This is a genomic window from Streptomyces filipinensis (assembly GCF_014649495.1).
Taxonomy (GTDB): Bacteria; Actinomycetota; Actinomycetes; order Streptomycetales; family Streptomycetaceae; genus Streptomyces; species Streptomyces filipinensis.
Map to the genome: position 1 here is coordinate 36,296 of NZ_BMTD01000013.1, position 18,399 is coordinate 54,694.

General features: G+C 71.4%; 19 protein-coding genes and 2 pseudogenes. 8 read left to right on the forward strand and 13 right to left on the reverse strand.

The window, feature by feature from the left end; genetic code table 11:
- Positions 1-91 precede the first annotated feature (91 nt).
- Positions 92-238: pseudogene (locus IE244_RS42200) on the reverse strand (GNAT family N-acetyltransferase); the annotation flags it as partial.
- A gap of 146 nt (positions 239-384) precedes the next feature.
- On the opposite strand from IE244_RS42200, the gene IE244_RS26690 reads away from it, so the two are divergent.
- Entirely contained in the window at positions 385-927 is a 543-nt protein-coding gene (locus IE244_RS26690) for a DUF1707 SHOCT-like domain-containing protein (RefSeq protein ID WP_191876119.1), read from the forward strand.
- Positions 928-982: 55 nt separating this feature from the next.
- Positions 983-1,525 (forward strand): hypothetical protein, encoded by a 543-nt coding sequence (locus IE244_RS26695; RefSeq protein WP_191876120.1) that lies wholly within the window; start codon positions 983-985, stop codon positions 1,523-1,525.
- Positions 1,526-1,639: 114 nt separating this feature from the next.
- Here IE244_RS26695 and IE244_RS26700 read toward each other — a convergent pair whose 3' ends face one another.
- The 7 genes from IE244_RS26700 to IE244_RS43030 all read right to left on the reverse strand — a co-directional run bounded on the left by IE244_RS26700 (position 1,640) and on the right by IE244_RS43030 (position 9,417).
- Positions 1,640-2,524 (reverse strand): alkaline phosphatase family protein, encoded by an 885-nt coding sequence (locus IE244_RS26700; protein ID WP_191876121.1) that lies wholly within the window; start codon positions 2,522-2,524, stop codon positions 1,640-1,642.
- Positions 2,525-2,769: 245 nt separating this feature from the next.
- Positions 2,770-3,972 carry a serine hydrolase domain-containing protein gene (locus IE244_RS26705; protein WP_191876122.1) on the reverse strand — a complete coding sequence of 401 codons (1,203 nt, stop codon included), beginning with the start codon at positions 3,970-3,972 and terminating at the stop codon, positions 2,770-2,772.
- Between the two features lie 124 nt (positions 3,973-4,096).
- Positions 4,097-4,642 carry a hypothetical protein gene (locus tag IE244_RS26710; RefSeq protein WP_191876123.1) on the reverse strand — a complete coding sequence of 182 codons (546 nt, stop codon included), beginning with the start codon at positions 4,640-4,642 and terminating at the stop codon, positions 4,097-4,099.
- Positions 4,643-4,757: 115 nt separating this feature from the next.
- Positions 4,758-5,999 (reverse strand): serine hydrolase domain-containing protein, encoded by a 1,242-nt coding sequence (locus IE244_RS26715; protein WP_191876124.1) that lies wholly within the window; start codon positions 5,997-5,999, stop codon positions 4,758-4,760.
- Between the two features lie 93 nt (positions 6,000-6,092).
- Entirely contained in the window at positions 6,093-6,575 is a 483-nt protein-coding gene (locus tag IE244_RS26720; RefSeq protein WP_191876125.1) for a hypothetical protein, read from the reverse strand.
- 169 nt (positions 6,576-6,744) lie between these two features.
- Positions 6,745-9,027: an ATP-binding protein gene (locus IE244_RS26725; RefSeq protein WP_191876126.1), complete on the reverse strand. Its 2,283-nt coding sequence runs from the start codon at positions 9,025-9,027 to the stop codon at positions 6,745-6,747.
- 147 nt (positions 9,028-9,174) lie between these two features.
- On the reverse strand, positions 9,175-9,417 hold the full coding sequence (locus IE244_RS43030; RefSeq protein ID WP_308436290.1) for a hypothetical protein: 243 nt from the start codon (positions 9,415-9,417) through the stop codon (positions 9,175-9,177).
- 7 nt (positions 9,418-9,424) lie between these two features.
- Between IE244_RS43030 and IE244_RS43035 the strand changes: the two genes are divergently transcribed.
- A complete protein-coding gene (locus IE244_RS43035; RefSeq protein WP_308436291.1) occupies positions 9,425-9,697 on the forward strand; it encodes a hypothetical protein in 273 nt (90 codons plus the stop codon).
- Positions 9,698-9,989: 292 nt separating this feature from the next.
- Positions 9,990-10,538 carry a hypothetical protein gene (locus tag IE244_RS26735; protein ID WP_191876127.1) on the forward strand — a complete coding sequence of 183 codons (549 nt, stop codon included), beginning with the start codon at positions 9,990-9,992 and terminating at the stop codon, positions 10,536-10,538.
- A 481-nt stretch (positions 10,539-11,019) separates the two neighbouring features.
- Here IE244_RS26735 and IE244_RS26740 read toward each other — a convergent pair whose 3' ends face one another.
- From IE244_RS26740 to IE244_RS26760, 5 genes are all read right to left on the reverse strand, one after another.
- On the reverse strand, positions 11,020-11,388 hold the full coding sequence (locus IE244_RS26740; RefSeq protein WP_191876128.1) for a hypothetical protein: 369 nt from the start codon (positions 11,386-11,388) through the stop codon (positions 11,020-11,022).
- A gap of 53 nt (positions 11,389-11,441) precedes the next feature.
- Positions 11,442-12,161 (reverse strand): hypothetical protein, encoded by a 720-nt coding sequence (locus tag IE244_RS26745; protein WP_191876129.1) that lies wholly within the window; start codon positions 12,159-12,161, stop codon positions 11,442-11,444.
- Positions 12,158-13,759 (reverse strand): AbeC-like domain-containing protein, encoded by a 1,602-nt coding sequence (locus IE244_RS26750; RefSeq protein WP_191876130.1) that lies wholly within the window; start codon positions 13,757-13,759, stop codon positions 12,158-12,160. The genes IE244_RS26745 and IE244_RS26750 overlap by 4 nt, the downstream gene beginning before the upstream one ends.
- Positions 13,760-14,037: 278 nt before the next feature.
- A complete protein-coding gene (locus tag IE244_RS26755; protein ID WP_191876131.1) occupies positions 14,038-14,730 on the reverse strand; it encodes a CBS domain-containing protein in 693 nt (230 codons plus the stop codon).
- A gap of 324 nt (positions 14,731-15,054) precedes the next feature.
- Positions 15,055-16,125: a zinc-dependent alcohol dehydrogenase family protein gene (locus IE244_RS26760; protein WP_191876132.1), complete on the reverse strand. Its 1,071-nt coding sequence runs from the start codon at positions 16,123-16,125 to the stop codon at positions 15,055-15,057.
- 234 nt (positions 16,126-16,359) lie between these two features.
- Here IE244_RS26760 and IE244_RS43040 point away from each other — a divergent pair, with 234 nt between their 5' ends.
- The 4 genes and pseudogenes from IE244_RS43040 (at position 16,360) to IE244_RS26775 (ending at position 18,327) form a co-directional block, all read left to right on the forward strand.
- A complete protein-coding gene (locus IE244_RS43040; protein ID WP_308436295.1) occupies positions 16,360-16,686 on the forward strand; it encodes a hypothetical protein in 327 nt (108 codons plus the stop codon).
- Complete coding sequence (locus IE244_RS43045) at positions 16,623-16,913, forward strand: hypothetical protein (protein ID WP_506005174.1); 291 nt, start codon at positions 16,623-16,625, stop codon at positions 16,911-16,913. Before IE244_RS43040 ends, IE244_RS43045 begins: the two co-directional genes overlap by 64 nt.
- A gap of 586 nt (positions 16,914-17,499) precedes the next feature.
- Positions 17,500-17,694: pseudogene (locus IE244_RS26770) on the forward strand (BON domain-containing protein); the annotation flags it as partial.
- A 171-nt stretch (positions 17,695-17,865) separates the two neighbouring features.
- Positions 17,866-18,327 carry a pyridoxamine 5'-phosphate oxidase family protein gene (locus tag IE244_RS26775; RefSeq protein WP_191876133.1) on the forward strand — a complete coding sequence of 154 codons (462 nt, stop codon included), beginning with the start codon at positions 17,866-17,868 and terminating at the stop codon, positions 18,325-18,327.
- The last annotated feature ends 72 nt before the right edge of the window (positions 18,328-18,399 follow it).

Genomic DNA, 18,399 nt, shown 5'->3' on the forward strand with positions numbered 1-18,399 from the left:
GTGAACCGGAGTCGTGGCTGCTCTCCGGTGAGCTCGACGAAGGTGGGCAGTGCCGCGTCCAGGTCGGGACGCGGTCGCCCGAACAGGCGTCGACCGGCTTTCGGCAGCGCACGTACTCGCTCTTGCGCCGGAAGCCCACGCTCTCGTACAGCTCGTAGGACCGGTGCGCATCCGCCGTTCCGGTGTACGAGCGAGCGGTCACCGCACCGTGCTCGCGGAGGCGTCGCAGGCCGTCCAGTCCCGCCGCCACGGGGGCGTCCGCCACTACGATCTCGTCGCGCTGCCGGACGTGAGTATCCAGCCGGACGTGCCTGGCTTCATGGACTGTGCCGTGGCGGGGGGCGCCACGAAGCCACCGCGTCGGCGCGGCACTAAAGTGAGACGGTGACCTCACCGCAGGAAGATCCGTTACCGCTGCTCGACGAGGACGACCGCGAGGCGGCCGTGGAACGCCTGCAAAAGGCATACGCCGATGAGCGCATCTCGCACGAGGAGATGGACGAACGTCTCGACCTGGTCCTCACCGCCAGGACGTCCAGCCAGCTCGCATCGGCTCTGACCTCGCTCCCCCGGGAGCACCCGGGCACCACGTCGACGATCGCCGCCGCCAGCGGACGGATCCACCGGCGCGGCGCCTGGCAGGTGCCCCGGATCCTCAAGGTCCGGTCCGCCTACGGACGGGTGCGCCTGGATCTGTCCCGGGCGGTCATCGAGTATCCGGTCGTCGACATAGAGCTGGAGCTCGGAACCGGCGGAGCCAGGATCACGGTGCCACGCGACGCGGTCGTCGACGTCGAGGGTCTGCACACTCGGTGGAAGGACCTGCGCTACACGGCCCCGCGACGTCCCCGCTCCGGCGGCCCGAGGATTCGGATCTCTGGGAGCATGGGATTCGGACGGTTGAGGATCCGCCACGCCCGGCGTTGACGCCACGATCGCTCGACGGGCTGCATGGGGAAGAAGGCGCTGGTCGGGGGGAATTGTGGGCAGTCAGCTATCGGCTCTGATCGGCGTCACGCTGGGCGCGGCCCTGTCGTACGTGGTCACGATGCTGAACGATCGCGCACGCTGGCGGAGAGAGCAGGGAGCCCGGTGGGACGGGCTGCTCCTGCAGGCTTACAGCGACTACGGCCAGGCCGTCAAGGAATGCGTGATCGCCTACCAGCGGCTCGCGGCCCATCAAGGCCTGGCGCAGCATCCGACGCCACTGGAGCCCACGGCCGACGCGCTGGATCAGGCAGCGGGGGCGGAAGCGCGGCGCGCTGCCACGACCGAGCCCCTCCGGCTGTTGGCCGATCCGGGGACAGCCGCAGCCGTCCGCCGGCTGAACGAGGCGGTCTGGCAGCTGGAATGGATGGCCAGGGGCCGCCTCACAGCGGACGCAACCGCTTGGGAACAGGCGTACCAGGGGTACAGAGACGCCCGGCAGGCCTTCTACGAGAAGGCGCGAGCAGGTCTTCGGGTTCCGGGTGAAGTCCTCCCAGAACGCACGAGCTGGCCGCCGTCCTGGCGGGCCGGTGCATGAACGGCTACGGTCGGCAAGGGCTGCCCTGTCCTGCGGCCGGACGCAGGGGCCACCTGGAGGGCCAGGACCGCCGCCTCCTGGGAGGCGGCGGCCTCGACGCCGTTTCAGCCGCCGTCAGTCCCAGATACCGGTGATGTCGGAGGCGCTGGCCGCGGCCCCGGCGTGGGTCGTCAGCCCGGCCAGGTCCTCAAGGGTGCGCAGCGTGTCGTAGTGGTTGTAGTGCGTCGAGGTGGAGCTGCCCGGTGCGACGTGCGCACCGTAGAACACGGTGGCGATGTGGTTGCTGTGCGAGCTGTCGTCCTCGTCGAAGGTGACGGCGAGGATGCTGTTGTGCGTCGCGGCCCAGGTGGCGTAGGCACTGAGGTTGTTCTTCAGCCACGTGTCGCCCGTCGCGATGGAGCAGTCGTGCATGTCGTCGCACAGGTTCGGGACGACGAACGACTCCTTCGGCAGGGTCGTGTAGTCCGTCGGGAACTGCGCGAACGTGTGCGCCGTGTTCAGCGCAACGTTGTTGAAGGCGAACCACGGGTTGTGCTTCCGCGCGTACTTGGTGGCGGAGTTGGTGCACACCGTGGATCCCGCGGAAGGCAGACCCTCGTTGTAGCTGCCCCAGGTCTTGCCGGCGGCGATGAGCTCGGAGCCTAGGTTCGCCGCGCTGCTGAACTGCGGGGTGTAGCAGTTGTCGTTGGTGATGCCCTGGTTGTTGCCCGAGTACAGGTCCAGGTAGTTCGGCTGGCTGGGGTGGGTGATGGCGAACGAGTTGGTGAGGTTGCCGCCGCCGGCCTTCAGCGTGTTGTTCAGGTACGGGGCGCTCGTGCTGCCGATGACCTGCTCGTAGGAGTGGTTCTCGAACACCACCACGACCACGTGGTCGGGGGCGGGAAGCGCGGCGGCCTGCGCGGCCGGGGCGGCGACCCACACCCCGACCAGGGCGGCGGGGAGGGCGGTGACGAGGGGGAGCGCGCGGCGTGAGCGCTTGATGCGGGACAGCAAGGACACGGTGGACCTCCTGTGTGTGCGGAGAGCGGGGAGGTTGTCCACTGATCAGGTCCTTTCTGATCAGGCGGTAGGAGACTAGGGGGCAGGGGCCGGGTCTTCAGGCGACGGGCAATGAAGTCCCGCCGAACAGCCGTCGGTCGCCCGCGGCTCAGCGCTCCCCCGTGTTCACCTTCCGGAGGGTTGCCCCGGACGTCCGGGCCGTCGGCGCGGGGGGCGACGTGGATGCCACGGGCACGGGTGGTGCTTCAGCGCCGGACCGCGCACAGCGCATGGTCGGTCAGGGTCTGCACCGCCTTGTTGAGCCGGTCCTCGTCGACGGGCGCGGTGGTCGACGTCACCGACACGGTCACCGACCGTCGGCCGTCCGCGCTGACCGCCGGCCGCCCGTACACTCCGAAGCCATCACCCTCGTGCATGTAGAAGACGCCCCCGCAGGTGAGAGGGACGACGCGCAGTCCGAGTCCGTATCCGCCCTGCTCGCCCGCGGGAGGTACCGGCAGGTCGTTGTAGGGGACCGTCCGCCGCATCAGCGCCCACTGCGTGGCGGGCAGCAGCCGCCCGCCGGCCAGGGCTCGGAAGAACGTGTCGAGGTCCGACGGTGTGCTCACCACCCCGGAGTCCGCGGTGTGCTGGTAACTCTCTTCGGTCAGGTCCACCGGTGCGTCGCCGGGCCCGTCGACGGTGACCCGCTCGTGGGGGCCGATCAGATACGGGTTCTCGCCGGGGATGTAGGTGTGCCGCAGCCCCAGCGGTGCGATGATCCGGTGTTCGACCAGTTCCCGCCAGTCCGCACCGCCTGCCTTCTCCGCGATCATCGCCGCGAGCAGGTAGTTGGTGTTCGAGTACGCCCACCGTCGCGGGGACCCGTTGGGCGGCGGGGTGAAGAGCGGGGCGTGTCGCATCGCGATCACGACGAGTTGGGACGGCGGGGTGGCGTCGTACCGGTTGTCGTCGAAGTGGTTCAGCAGCTTGTCCTGTACGCCGGGGTCGTTGACGTAGTCGTAGATCCCGCTGGTGTGCTGGAGCAGGTCGCGTACGGTGATCCGCGAGCCGTCGTTGCCCTGGCCGCTGACCACGCCGGGCAGCCACCGTTCCACCGTGTCGGCCAGTGAAAGCCTTCCCTCTGCGACGAGTTGGAGGACCACCACCGCCGTGAACGTCTTGGTGGTGCTCGCCACCCGGAACTCCGGGTCCCATGGCACGGGCGCGGTCGAGCCCACACCCGCGGTCCCGTACCGCGCCCGCAGTACGGCGCCGTCCTCTTCCTCCACCCGGGCCACCACGTTGACGTCACCCCCGGCGGCGGCCCGTACCGCTGCCAGATCCCGTCTCAGGTCCCCTGCCGCGTAGCCGCCACCTGTCGCCTGCGCTCCGGCGGGCGCGTCCCCCACCCCGCAGGCCACGAGTGCCGCCATGCACGCCACGACCGCCGTACGCTTCCCCGTCATGCTGTCACCTCTGTGATCGGCCCATCGCTGTGCTGCCGGTGTCAGTCAACTCGCCGCCGATCTTCCGGTCGATGCAGCTGCCACCCGGCCGCCAGGTAGGGCTGGCCCCCGCGGCGCCACGCCTTCATGCAGGGCTTCGCGGTCCGCGTGCGACGAGTGGGCGGCTTCCGTCTTCGGGCAGGACGACGAGGAACGTCCAGGAGTCGTCTTGGACGCGGGCCAGGCCGATCGTGGGGGCGGCGTCGAATGCCGCGCCGGCGGGCTCCGCGCCCTCGGTGAGGGTGTCGAGCCGTGCGTGGTGCAGGGCCAGTGTCGCGGTCGGGCCACGCAGCCACAGGGCCACCCGCGCGCCCTTCGCAAGTGCGGCGAGGAGGTCGTCACGGGCGCTTCCGGGAACGGCGGTTCGGACGAGGTGGTGCAGTCGTTCCTGGGCGCTCGGCTGCAGCGGTGCGGCGGCGGCCTCTTGCCGGCAGCGTGGACACGCCCGAGAGCCTTGGGACGTGAACAGATGCCGATAGCGAGTGACGTGACTCTCGGGGATGCCACAGAGCGTTCCGCTGTCCGTCATCGCGTGCTCGCCGGCGGGACCTCCGCTGCGCTCACCCGCACCGAACCGGGCCGGCTGCCGCGCTGTGGCGAAGGTCCAGTCTTCTTCAGGGCCCTGGAGCATGGACACGAGCATGCCACGGACGCCGGGAGTTGTGGTCGGCGATGCGGCACGTCTCGCCGGCGTGACCGGGCCAGGGAGCCCACCGAGGGGGTCTCGGCCCCCGGTGGGCTCGCTGTCAGGCGTCGACGGCCTGGTACAGCGTGGTCCAGAAGTCGTGCATGAGCCGCACCGGATCCGGGACGGACGCCCCGACCTGGGTGAGCAGGATTCCGGTGAGCCGGTTCTCCGGGTCGGCGTAGGTCGAGGCGCCGCTTCCGCCGTCCCAGCCGAACTGGCCGATGGGCGCGTAGTCGCCGCGGTAGGTGCGCACCGCCATCCCGAAGCCCCAGCCGCCGTGCTGACCTTGTCCGAAGGAGATGTGGACGTTGCGGGTGGCCAGTTCCTGTCGGGCGGCTTGCTGTTCGGGCGTGAGCCGGTTCGTGGTCATCAGCTCGACGGCGGCCCGGGACAGGATCCGTTCGCCGCCGTGCATCCCGCCGTTGAGGAGCATCCGGAAGTAGGCGTGGTAGTCGTCTGCGGTGGAGTTCAGTCCACCGCCTCCGCTCTGGAAGGCCGGAGGCGCGCTGTGGCGTCCCCCTTCGGCCTCGTCCCACACGAGGAACTCCCCGGTCTGCGGGTCCGGGGCGTACAGCGGCGGCAGCCGGTCCAGCCGGTCGCCGGGCACGTGGAAACCGGTGTCCTTCATCCCCAGCGGGTCGAAGATGCGCTCGCGCAGGAACGACTCGTACGACTGGCCCGTGACCCGGGCGACGAGTACGCCGAGCAGGTCGCTGGCGATGTGGTACTGCCAGCGTTCTCCGGGCTGGTGCATCAGCGGAAGTTCGCCCAGGCGGCGCAGCCACTCGTCCGGCTCGGGCATCGGTGTGGGCAGGTTGGGCGTGAGCCCCTGCTCGAAGATCATGTTCATGACCGGAGTGCCCAGTGACGTCATGTCCATGCCGAGCCCGAACGTGGAGGTCAGCACGTCTCGTACGGTGATCGGCCGCCGGGCCGGCACGGTGTCGTCCAGCGGGCCGTCGATTCGCTTGAGAACCTGCCGGTCGGCGAGTTCGGGCAGCCACTCCTGCACCGGGTCGTCGAGGCGCAGCCTGCACTCGTCGAGCAGCACCATCGCCGCCGAGACCGCGACCGGCTTGGACGTCGAGGCCATGCGGAAGATCGTGTCCCGGCGCATCGGCGCGCCGCCGTCATGGCGCATCGTGCCGATCGCTTCGACGTGCGTCTCACCGCCCCGGCTGAACAGCGCGACGACACCGGGGATCTTCCCGGACTCGACATGCCGTACCAGCACGTCGCGCACTCTTTGCAGCCCTTTCTTGGAGAAGTCGCCGCCCTGGTCGGTGAGGATGGTGGACATGGTGGTGTGCTCCTTCTGTCGAACGGACTGAGGGTGGAATGCGGCCCTGCGGGCGCCGCGGTGTCGAACGGCCCAGGACGGGCGCGCGGGCTGTCAGCAGCCGAGCCGGTCGGCGATCACATCCAGCACCTGCCGCAGATCGCGTGCCATGCGGGCGCGCAGGCCGATCTCTGCGATCCCGGCCGCGAACCCCGGATGCTCGGGGTGGACGCGGTGGACGCGATGCGTCACCCGGGTGCCCTCCGGGCAGGCGCTGACGGTGTGCACCCCGGCGTACCAGCTCTGCACCGCCACCCTGGACCGGGCCCGGTCCACCTGGATCCGCACCGGCTCCACCGGACCGGCGAGCTCCGCGCGGTAGACGCCGGCGCCGGACCCGGCCACGGCGGTCATCGCTCCCTGTCGAGCCGCCGAAGCCCTGGCCAGCACCAGCAGGTTGTCATCGCCGACCCGCCCCTCGGCGACCGTGAGCAGGAGAGGGGCGACCGCTGCGACGGGCGCGGCGAGCGTCCCTCGCACTTCCCACCGGGCGGGCAGCGCGTCCAGTTCGGCGAGCAGGGAAGGCGTTGTGTTCATGACGAACAGCCTCCACGCGGCGGCCTGTCCGGGACCACCCATGCCGCGCCTCCCGGGACACGGGACATCCCTCCGACACCCGGCTGACCTGCGCTGTCATTCCAGCGGACGGCTGCCGCGCGGGTGTCCCGGGACGGGACGGGACACCCGCGTCGCCCCTGGGACAGGCTCAGGACACCCGGGCCAGACCCGCACGCCCCGCCGGCATCAGATAGGTGAGGCCGTTCGCGGTGGAGATCTCCAGCGCCGCCCGGAAGTGCCGCACCGCGGTGTCCCGATCGCCCGTGGCCAGGCAGGCCTGCGCGTACGGCAGGAGGCTGCGCACCATCCGGTGCGGCTCACCGGCCCGTTCGAGGATCCGCATGGCCTCGGAGTGCCGGGCCGTCGCCTCCTCGGCGCGACCGAGGTGGCGCAGGGCGACGGCGGTGTCCGTGAGGCTGGCCGCCTCGAAGACCGGATGGCGGGTCGCCCGGTTGAGCGCGACGGCCTGCTCGGCGAGGTCGAGGGCGGTCTCGGCGTCACCGAGGCCGAGTGCCGCCCGTCCGAGCACGTCCAGGCACATACGCTCCTTTTGCCGGTCCAGTCCGCGCGCGGTCTCGATCACCTCCGAGACGACCTCGCGGGCCTCGCCGTACCTGCCCGACTGCACCAGGGCCTGGCCGAGACAGGCACGCACCCGCACGCCGGCGGCGGCCTCTCCAGGGGGCAGCAGTACGGCCACCTGACGCAGGAGCTCGACGGCGCCTTCGGCGTCGTCGGCGTACAGCCGCATCTCCGCCAGCTGTTCGAGGATGATGGCCTCGCCGACGACGTCGCCCTCCGCGGTCATCAGCACGCGGGCCGCCTCAAGCTCCGGCACCGCCTCCTCCAGCCGCCCTTCGCGCATCAGCGAAGCGCCCAGCAGGTACCGGTGCGAGGCCAGCATGCGGCGCTCGCCGAGCCGCTCAGCGGCGGGCATGCTGACCTCAAGCCCCCGGCGCAGCTGCGCCATGCCGCCGCGTCGCGCGTGGGAGATCAACGCAAGCTGTCCGAGCCCGACCGCCGGCGCGTCGATGCGCAGCTGAACGGCGAGCGAGAACGTCGCCGTGAGGTTGGACCACTCCGTGTCCATCCAGTCGACGGCCGCGTCGTGGTCGGCGAGGTCGGGAAGCGCGGGAGGTGGCTGCGACACGATGACCGGCAGGGAGATGACGACCTCGACCAGCTTTTTCACGGCCAGCATGCCGCTGAGGTAGTAGTCGCCCAGCCGGGCGATCGCCGGTACCGGGTCGACTGCGGCCTCGTCGGCGCGGGCGGCCTGCCGCAGCAGGTCGTGCATCCGGTAGCGGCCCGCCGCCGGCTCCTGGAGCAGATGGACGTCGACCAGGTCCTCCAGCAGGGAACGGGCGTTGGCCAGCGGGATCCCGGCCAGGGCGGCCGCGCCGTACGCGTCGATGTCCTCTCCCGGCACCAGCCCCAGCAGCCCGAACATCCGCCGCTGGGCCGGGTCGAGCTGCCGTAGCGACATCTCGAAGACGTCCGACACCGCCAGCTCGCCCTCGCGCATCCGTTCCACCAGGGTGTCGAGCGTCCACGCGGGCCGGTGCCGCAGACGTCCGGCGGCCACCCGGATGGCCAGCGGCAGGTTCCCACAGCGGCGCAGCACCTCGCCGACGTCACCGGGCCTGGCCCCGCCCGAGGATGCGACGAACAGCTCCGCCGCCTCCTCGGTCGGCAGGACGTCCAGCGAGATCGGCTGCACGCCGTCCAGCTCCACCATCCGGCGACGACTGGTGATCACGACGAAGCACTGGCCTGCGCCGGGCAGCAGATCGCGCACGTGAGCGGCGTCGGCGGCGTTGTCCAGCAGGACGATCGCGCGCCGCGTCGCCAGCTCCGACCGCCACAGCGCGGCGCGCTCGGTGACCCCGTCGGGAATCCTGCCGGGTGGCAGCCCGAGCGCGGCCAGCAGCACACGCAGCGCCTCCGCGGGCTCGACCCGCTCCCGGCCCGGAGTGAACCCGTGCAGGTCCAGATAGAGCTGGCCACCGGGGAAGTCGGCGGTCAGCAGATGCGCGGCGTGTACGGCCAACGCGGACTTACCCACCCCGCCCATGCCGTCGATCGCCACCACCGACGAGTTGCGTGCGGCGCCGAGCAGGGCGTGCAACTCCGCCCGGCGTCCGGTGAAGGCGGTGATGTCGTGGGGCAGGTCATTGCGCACGGGCGGAGGGGCGACCGTGCTCGTCTGGGGCCCCTCCTTGGCCCGCTCCCACACCTCACGCAGGGGCCTGGGGTCACGACCGGCTGCCTTGCACAGCGCCACCACCGTCGGCCAGGATGGAACGGCCTGGCCGGAGAAATAGCGCGACAGCGAGGAACTGCTGACGTGGATGTCCCGGGCGAGCTCGCGCAGGCTCCGTCCGGTCAGGTCACGCAGCTGTCCCAGCCGCCCCGTCAACTCCTCGCGCACCCTTGCCCCCTTGTGTCCGGCTTCCCGCGCTGATCCTAGATGCAGGGAAGCGGGCCGGGGCTGGGCCGAGGGCGGCTGCGCGCAGATCGCGGGCTTTCCCCTGCGTCGGGGAAGCCGGCCCGGCGCAGGTCGGCCGCGGAGTCACTGTCAGTAACGCTGAGCCTTCGCCAGAAACGGCGTCAGCTTCGGTTCCGGTGGCTGGTGGCTGAAGGCGATCGACTGTTCCTTCTTCCCGGGCTGGAGGCGTTCCGCGCCGACGTACCGTGTCTCGACCACCTTGCCGTCCGCGTTCTTGAAGTCGATCTGCACGGCGTAGGAGGCTTCGCCACCGGTCTTGTTGGTGATCGTGACCAGGACGGCGAGCACTCCGCCGGTCTGAGCTCGCGGCATGCCCGTCATGGCGACCTCGGAGAGCGCGTTGCCTCGGCCCTGGACGTTTCTCAGTTCCTTTGCCGCTGCCGCGCTTCGGCGCTGGGTCGCGGCGTCCACCGATGCTTCGAACTCGGAGGCGCGTGCCGACGCGGACGACGCCGCCGCGGATGCGGAGGCCCTTGCCGAGCTGACAGCCGCGGAGGCCGAGGAAGCCATCGCCGACGGTGGTGTACCCGAGAAGGACGAGGCATTCGGCGTACTCGGAGGGCTCGGCTGGGGTGAGGTACCGGCGTTGTGACTGGTTCCGCCGCCGCAACCGGCGAGTGCGCCGGCGAGAAGAGAACCGCCGAGGGCACTGCCCAGCCGGAACCAGCGCCGGCGCCTCGCAGAGCCTGGGAGTCGTCTCACGCACATGCTGCCGTCCAAAGAGGTGATGGTTCCGTTCTCCCATCGTCGGGGCCGGGTTCACCGCCCGCGACTTGAGCAGCCGGGCGCTCCCCGCCTGCGGCAGGGGCCGCTGGAAATCCGGCCGGGGGCTCACAGGGTGTCTTGGGCGAGCGGGTACGCCTGCGGTGGGTGAAGCTGAAGGTGTGAGTATCAGTAGCGAGCGCCCGGTGAGTGCTGAGCGGATCTACGCCGCGCTGGCCGCTCTGGGGGCTGAGCCGGCGGCAGACCCGCAGAAGCGACCCGCTGGGCCGCAGGAAGAAGACCGCCTGTACCTGCTGGGCAGTCTGCTGGCGAAAACGGAGCTCGAGATCACCGCGGCGACCCGTCTGTCCGAGGAGGAGGAGATCGAGGACGTCCTTGAGACGTTGCACGGCTGGGGGGAACAGCTGGGAGGGGATGCCGGCATCGCGGTCAACGTCCTGACGAACAGGCTGCAGCGCACCGCGCTCCAGGTCTCCGAACCCGAGGGGGAAGAGCTGCCGCCCGGCCGGGAGGCCGCCTTCGCCGCCGTCATGACAGCGGTGTACGCGCTCGGCGCCCAGCTGCACGCCGAACGCGGCGACACGGAGGGCACCCGGCGTGCTCTGAGCGGGGCGGAAGAAGCCCTCATCGACATCCTCCAAGGCATGCATGACCTGCGCGTCGCCATCGGCGACGCACCGGGGCCGGAGGAGGAGGAAGCCGATGAGTGACCGGCTCGGCACCTGACCGGCGTGCTGCTCAAGTGGTGAGTCGCCGCACCGGGTGCTATGGGGTGAGGCGGTGCGCGTCGTCTGCCGTTTGCGAAGTTTCGAGGCAGCCGTGCAGTTCCCTCTGCCACAGGGCCTCGCACAGCTGGTCCAGGCCCTGGCGCAGATGGCGCCGGTAGGTGCCGTACGAGCCGATCGCACGGCCGGACGAGCGAGTTCGGCCTGCATGTGTGGGCGGCCCCGGTGGTCGGCGTCTCTGACGTCTTCGCGTCGGACGGTGGCCCCGGCGCGGCCCGGCCGGGCGTGCTGGAGGCGGTGCGCCGCCTGTTCCCGTCCTTGCCGGCAGTCGGCCACGAGCACGGTGGCGGCCGTGCGCCGCGGCTCGAGCCGGTCGGTCCGCTGCGGATCTGGCCGCGCGGACAGAGCGACTCCACAGTGGTCCGGGCCCGCCGTGCGCGAGCCCCGTCAGAGTCGAGCTGGGTGGTCAGCGCGGTGTCCGGGACCGGGTTCCCAGGAAGATCGCGCTCAGCGCCGCGGCCATACCGCCGAGCAGACCGGCTGCCTGTGTCGTGGCACCGCGGTCCACGAAGTCCTTGGCGATCCACAGACATCCGGCGATTCCGCTGGCACCCACCACCACACCAGCGATACGGAAGCGCACGTTGATCATGTCGAGGCGGCGCCGGTGTTCGGCGTCGAGCCGACGCTGATACTGGTCCTCGGCCTCCAGAGCGAACCGCTTCTCCACGAGGGACAGTGCGCGTTCCGCGGCGCCCCCGCCGAGCATCGCCTCGTACTTCTCGACGTCCGCCGCAGAGGGCAGTTCCCAGGCCCCAGCGGTTGGAGTCCGCACATCCGCGTTACCGTCCCCGTCCGCGGGGGTCGTTGGATCGGGGCTCGGACTCGTCATGGTGCGCCCCCCGTGTTCCTGCCCCTCCCCAGTACACCGCGCTCCCCCGGCAGCGGCAGGCCGAGCTCCGCGTGGGCGCGCATCAGCTCCTCGGCGACGTACCGTCGACTGCGCTCTCGCGAGGGCTCCGGCGGCCGGGCCCGTCGATGCGGCTCATGCGCGGGCCGTGCGCTGCCGGGAGCGAACAGGGCGGGTAAGGCCAGGACCTGCGCGACTCCCTCGGCGAAGGCCCGGCCGGGAGACACGGGGTCTGGATCCGGTGACGGTACGGCCGGCGACGCGGCGCCCTTCACCGCGACCGCCCGCTCCTCGGCCGCCGTGCGCCGCACCGCTCGTACGCCCCTGACCATCAGTGCCGTCCAGACGAGGGTGACGCACCCCGCCCACCGGTGTCCGGACACGGCCAGGACCGCTGAGAACGCGAGCGCGCACAGCGGGACCGCCGTGCGCCGCAGCAGGGCACCCGCCCGGCGGCCGGATGCGTCAGATGCGGATGCCTCCCACGCCTCCGTGTCATCGTGTGCCCAGCTCTGCCGCACTCTGTCCCAGGGCACGGCCCCCTCGGCGCCGGCTGCCCCCGGGCCGGACGGACGCCGCCACAAGGAGGGTGTCGTCCTGACCGGGCCCGATCGCCGGGGCTTCGCCGGGGCGATCGGGCCGTGACCGACACGCCAGCGCTGCAGCTGCGGGTCCCAGGGCGCCGTCGTCCCGCTCATGCAGGTCTCCTCGGCGCGAGGCCACCGTGTCCCGCGGCCACGCCGCGTACAGGGCCGGAGGAGCGCTCGACGCGCACTCCGTCGCCGCGCAGAAGCACAGCCCGCGCGTCGAGTTCGGAGGTGTCCCAGCCACGTTCGGTCAGCGCGATGCGCACCGCGTTCAGGACCCGTTCCCGGATGGTTCCGATATACCTTCTGGCGTCGAGTTCCTGAAACATCGAGGCGTGGCTCTCGGCCCCGCGTTCCCGGATCGAGAGAGCAGGTCCCTGGGCCGGCCGCCTTCCCCCTCCGTTCACAGCCACCAGCAGGAACCAGGCGACCGTCTGCCACACGTCGACCAGTGCGGAACCGGCCACCGCCGGCGTCCTGAGGAGCGCCCGGCCGATCCCGCCCCACACGGCGGCGGGCGCGGGGAGGCGGGCTGCCCGGTCCGCGGAGTGGAAGTCGGCCCGCAACGGGTTCAGGACGTAGGAAACGATTTCCAAGGTGACCATCCCACCTTGTGTGTGCGCCCGGACGAACACGGTCGTGACGACTTCCTCCTGCCAGGCGCCCACCCGGACCCGCAGGAAGTGGCGGCGCGCCTCGCCGCTCTCCTCCACGGCCGCGCGCCGGTGCTCCTCGAAGACGTCCGGACCGTGCGGTACCTGCTCCCGGCTGAGCAGCCCCTCCGCGGGAAGGAACACGCACTCGTCGATCTCCACCTGCCGCAGCCGGTCGAGGCGTGCCTGCACGGCCTTCGACGAGCCCGGTTGCGCCGGGTGGCGCAGCGTCGCCAGCTGGGTCTCGATGTGGTCCAGCAGCCAGCCGTTACCCAGGGGCGCTTCAGGATCGAGCGGTGCCGTACGAGCGCCCGGAGCCGCTCGCAGCTCCACCGTCAGCGTCCACGCCTCCCGCAGAGTGCCCATCCCCCGGAACGGGTCGGCCATGTCGTACAGGATCAGAGGCGAGTGCTGCTCCCGCCGGATGCGATCTCCGATCCACTGCAGACGGGCGGAAGTGACGTGTTCCGCGGGGTCGCGCGCCGGGTCGACGAACACCTCCGGAGCGAGGTCGCCGCGCAGCACCCGGTCCAGGTGCCTCTGCCGCAGCACGACGCAACAAGCCGTCACCACCAGGCAGCACAACGCGATCCAGCCGTCGAAGGCGTCCCACGGGAACAGGGTCGAGTCGTCGTAGCCGTCCGAGCCGTACGAGGTCTGCGCAGGGCCGAAGAACGCGACATACGCGACGGTGTAGAGCCCGGCCCCGAACACGGTTCTGCCGACCCAGCGCAGCACCGCGCCCCGGCCCCTGCGGCTGCGGGCGGCGAGCAGGGCACAGCCGGGGAGCAGGACCAGCACGAGCATGCCGGTCAGCAAGAACCCGACCAGCCACACGGCCAGCACCAGCGCCGCCCAGGCGAGACCGATACGCCGGGCTCGTAGGGCATGGACCAGGACCCGTCGGGCGTCGAAGCCGACCGAGGGGGCGATCACACGTTGGTCGTGCGCGTACAGCTCGTCGAGCACCGCATCGCGGTACGCGTCGTCCACATAGACACCCACGCACGACAACCGGGTCGCCTCACTGCAGTGCGGTGGCATGGTGTGGGTCAATGAGCCTCTCCCTGCGATAACCGTCCCGCCGCTGAGGCGAGTTGACACACACGATTGAAGCGCCAATCCAGAGGATAGCGTCCGATGTGGCCGAAAGGGCCCTATCGGTGGGGATCTGACGGTTCCCGCGAAGAAGCGGTTCAACCCGGTGCGAGATCGCCAACAACCGTCCCGCCGGCGGACGTTCGATCGGGGCGCCGACGGAGAGCCTCCCGTACGGAGGGCAGGCGCGAACAGCGTCGTACGGCCTCGTTGTCGTCCGCAACCGTCGTCCGCCGTCAGGCGGAGGACGTGCGATGTGGATCCGGCAGGTCCGGATCCGGGTGACGACGGCCTCCGGTCAGCGTGCAGTGGACGTCGACGACGCCCGGTACCGCCCGCGCGAGCAGAGTGGCGAGCGGCACGAACGCCGCGTCGTCCAAGCAGCCGGTGAGCGTGACGACTCCGTCGTGCACCTCGACGCCCACGGGCGCCAGGGACGTCCCGAAGAGGCGTACGACGACCTCCCGCCGCACCTCCTCGGCGATGTCCTCGTCCTCGCGCAGGAAGACCTTCAGCAGGTCGGACCGGCTGACGATGCCCTTCAACGCACCGTCGCGGCCGACGACCGGCAACCGCTTGACCCTGCTGCGGGCCATGAGGCGCGCGGCATGGGCGAGAGGGGCGTCAGGTGCCACGGTGACGGCCGGAGCCGTCATCAGCTCACCGGCGGTCACCGCGTCCGCCTTGCGGACGTCGGCGAGGTACCGCACCTGTCCGTGGCGATCCTGGTCACCCGTCGCGTACTCCTCCTTGGGCAGCAGGTCGGCCTCGGAGACCACGCCGACGACATGCCCCGCGCCGTCCAGGACCGGCAGGGCGCTGACGCGCCACTCCTGCATGGTCTTCACGATGTCCTTGAAGGCCGCTCCCGTGCGCAGGGCGACGACCGTACGGGTCATCACGTCGTTCACGGTCGGAGTGCCCTCCATGGCGTCCTCCAGTGACTCGGGTGCCGTCGTGCGGCGACAACCCTCAGCCTGTGTCCCAGGACCGAGCCCGGGCAGGGGCCGAGTGGCCCGTCCACAGACCCAGGCGGGTCCGTGGCAGCACGCACTTCGGCCTGTGGCCGCTCTCGCGGGCAGCCGAGGCCTGCTTAGGCACGGCCCGGTGGCCCGCCGACCGGGTGGTCCCGCAGGTGTCGATCGAGTTCGGGGTGGCGAACGCGGAAGCGTTCACAGCCGCCCCCTCCTTGCGGTGCCCGGCACGCGGACACGCGTTCGTCCGTTCGGTCATGACCGTCACCGCCCTCCCGGTCACGCCGCGCGTACGGCGACTTCCGCGTGCTGTTCCCCGCCGAGCACCACCTTCAGCGCACCGGTGTCGGCCGCCCTGGAGAAGACGTCGTACGCCTCGTCCATGTGGTCCAGCGGGAAGGTGTGGGTGACCAGCTGTCCGGTGGGGAGCCGGCCGGCGGCGGCCATCCGCAGCAGTGTGGGCGTGGAGTAGGTGTCCACCAGGCCGGTCGTGATGGTCACGTTCTTGATCCACAGGTCTTCGAGGTGCAGCGTGGCGGGCTTGCCGTGCACGCCGATGTTGGCCACGTGGCCGCCGGGGCGGACCATCCGGGTGCACAGCTCGAAGCTCTCCGGCACGCCGACCGCCTCGATCACCACGTCCGCCCCCAGCCCGTCGGTCAGGTCGGCCACCAGCGCGCCGGGGTCCTCGGCGACGGCCGCGATCGCGTCGGCGCCGAGCCGGTGGGCGGCCTCCAGCCTGGCCGGAGCCAGGTCGACGGCGATGATGCGCTCGGGCGCGAACAGGCGCGCCGTGACGACGACCGCGAGGCCGATGGGTCCGGCGCCGACGACGACCACGGTGTCACCGGGCCGCACGTGCCCGTTGAGGACACCGACCTCGTAGGACGTCGGGAAGATGTCCGCGAGCAGCACGGCGTCCTCGCTGCGGAGCGTGCCCGGCAGCGGGTGGACGGACAGATCGGCGCAGGGGACGCGGACGTACTCGGACTGGGTGCCGTCGATGAGGTGGCCGAGGATCCAGCCTCCGCCGCCACGGCACTGACCGTAGGCGCTCTCCCGGCAGAACCGGCAGCGTCCGCAGGAGGTGATGCAGGAGAGCAGCACTCTGTCGCCCGGCCGTACGGTGCGCACGTCGCTGCCGGTCTCGACGATCTCGCCGACCGCCTCGTGGCCCAGCACGGTGCCCGGGCGGACCTCGGGCACGTCACCCTTGAGGATGTGCAGGTCGGTGCCGCAGATGGTCACGGCACCGGCCTTCACGATGGCATCGGTGGGCTCCTTGATGGCCGGGTCCGGCACGTCCTGCCAGGACGCCTGTCCGGGACCGTGGAAGACGAAGCCTTTCATCGGATCCTCACCCCTTGCGTCGTACGCCTCTTCAGCCCGCACGTTCAGCTTGGCCAGTGGGTGAGGGGTGCCGCTTGAGCCGTCCGGCCCCTGTCACCGGTCAGGGGCCGGACCGGCCCTGGTGGCGGGGCGCCCGGGACCGGGTGGCCTGCCCACGGGGCCCCCGGCCCCTGTGGGCGCCGCTCCGCCGGGGTCACCGTCGAAGGAGTCGTCACGACGCGGAGGTGTCCCGTCATGCGCAGCACCCGGTGGTTGTGGCGGTGGCGGAGCAGTCCGCTGCGTCGGCGCGAGGACGTCGCCGAAGCCTGGATCATCCTGGTCGTGCGGGTGGTCGTGGTGATCGGTGGGACGGTGGCCGGACTGGTGACGGCCCGCAGCGTCGAGCGCGAGTCCGCGGCGCAGCGCGTCCACCGGCATCCCGTCCGAGCCGTCCTGGTCTCGGACGCCCCGCACGGCGTCACCGGGGACTGGTCGACGGAGGCCGTGTCCAGGCCCGGGTGCGCTGGACGGCTCCCGGCGGGGCCTCCCGTGGCGGGCTCACGCTGGTCGACGGCGGCCTGAGGGCCGGGGCCGGGGTGGCGGTCCGGCAGGACGACCGGGGCCGGCTCCTGCTCACAGCGCCGACGGGCCGGACCGAGGGGCGTGTCGAGGCCGCCTTCTTCGGTACCGCGGCCGCCCTCGCCGTCGCGGCGCCGGTCTTCGGCACGGGTGCCGTCGCACGAGCGCGGCTCGACCGGCGCCGCATGGCCCACTGGGATCAGGAGTGGAATCTGGTGGGACGGCGGTAGGGCCCGAAGACGGGCCGATCCGTGACGCGAGAGCCGGTTGCCTGCGCTCGGACATGCCCGCCGGCGATACGCGTGGCCTCGCACCACGGAGAGCGCGTGTGCGGTGGCTACCGCCCGTACGGCTCCCAGGCGGCTCGGGTACGACCGCCACCGGCAGTCCGCGGGGTGGAGCACGCCGTGGTCGACGCGGCCCGGTTGGAGGCCGAAGTGGCCCGTGCGTCGCCGGGCACCGACGACGAGCAGGTCGGCCTCACGGGACACCGCCGGCGTGGCCCTCGACCGTACGCCGCTGAGTCTGCAAGCCGGTCGTGGCGGGTGGCGCCCTCCAGCGCGTCCTGCACCGGTTCCGCGACCTGCTGCTCCCGCGGGCGGGCTCGCCGACGAGCAGGGGGTGCGCACGAGGCTGGTGCAGCGGCCGGCGCCAAGCCCGGACGACCTCCTGCGGGGCCTCTCGGGTGAGGGTTCCGACCTCAGCGTGGCCCCGCGGGGCCTGCGCGATGAGAGGCCGGTCGGCCCCCTCCCGGGACCGACCGAGCCTCCGCCGTGCGGAAGCCTCGCGTCGTTCCTGTTCCCGCCGTCGTCGGCCGTGCAGGTGGAGGTGCACGACGGTGTCGTGACGCTCACCGGACGGATCCGTGACACCGCCCTCGTGCCCGTCGCGGCGCGCCTGGTCAGGTCCGTCGAAGGGGTCGTGGACGTGGAGTTCGACCTCGCTCACGCCAGCACCACGCGTCAGCCGGAAGGCGCACCGCCACGGGGCCACTGGGCCGGCCGGCCCTAGTGCGTGTGTCGAACGTCCCGACGTCTGTCCCCGCTCCGGTGTGACGCGTTCTGTCCGCCATGTCGACGCTCGTGTGGAAGCTGCTGAGGGATGCCCGGGCGGCGGTCCGCCTCCGGGCCTAGGACCCGCGCCCCATGCGTACCGTGAACCTGCTGGCTAAGTTCGGCACCTATGCAAACCATGGAGATCATTCCTCGCACCACAGCGGAGCGCAGGCGGGACACCCTGCGGAGGCTCAGCTCGGAGCGCGACATATGGGTGTCGACGGCCCACCCCGACCACGGCCCGCATCAGGTGCCACTGTGGTTCCTGTGGGACGGGCAGGCAGCGTGGATGTGTACCAGCGCAGACTCCGCGACCGCGCGCAATGCGCTCAAAGAACCGCGCGTACGGCTGGCGCTGCCGGATGCCTTCGACGTGGTGCTGCTGCAAGGGGAGGCGAAGTGCTGTCCCGCGCGGGAAGTGGCAAAGGATGCCGCAGATGCGTTCGCGGGCAAGTTCGGCTGGGATCCGCGCAGGGAGAAGGCCCCCTTCCTGTACCTGCGCGTGGCACCGCGGACGGTGCGCGCTTGGCGCGGAGTACCGGAACTGCGTGGCAGGGTGGTGATGCGCGCTGGGACGTGGCTGGGATAGCCCGGACTCATGGGGAATGCCCGGGCCCCTGGGGAATGTGCTGGGCACAGCCACTCGTTCGGGGTCGCGACG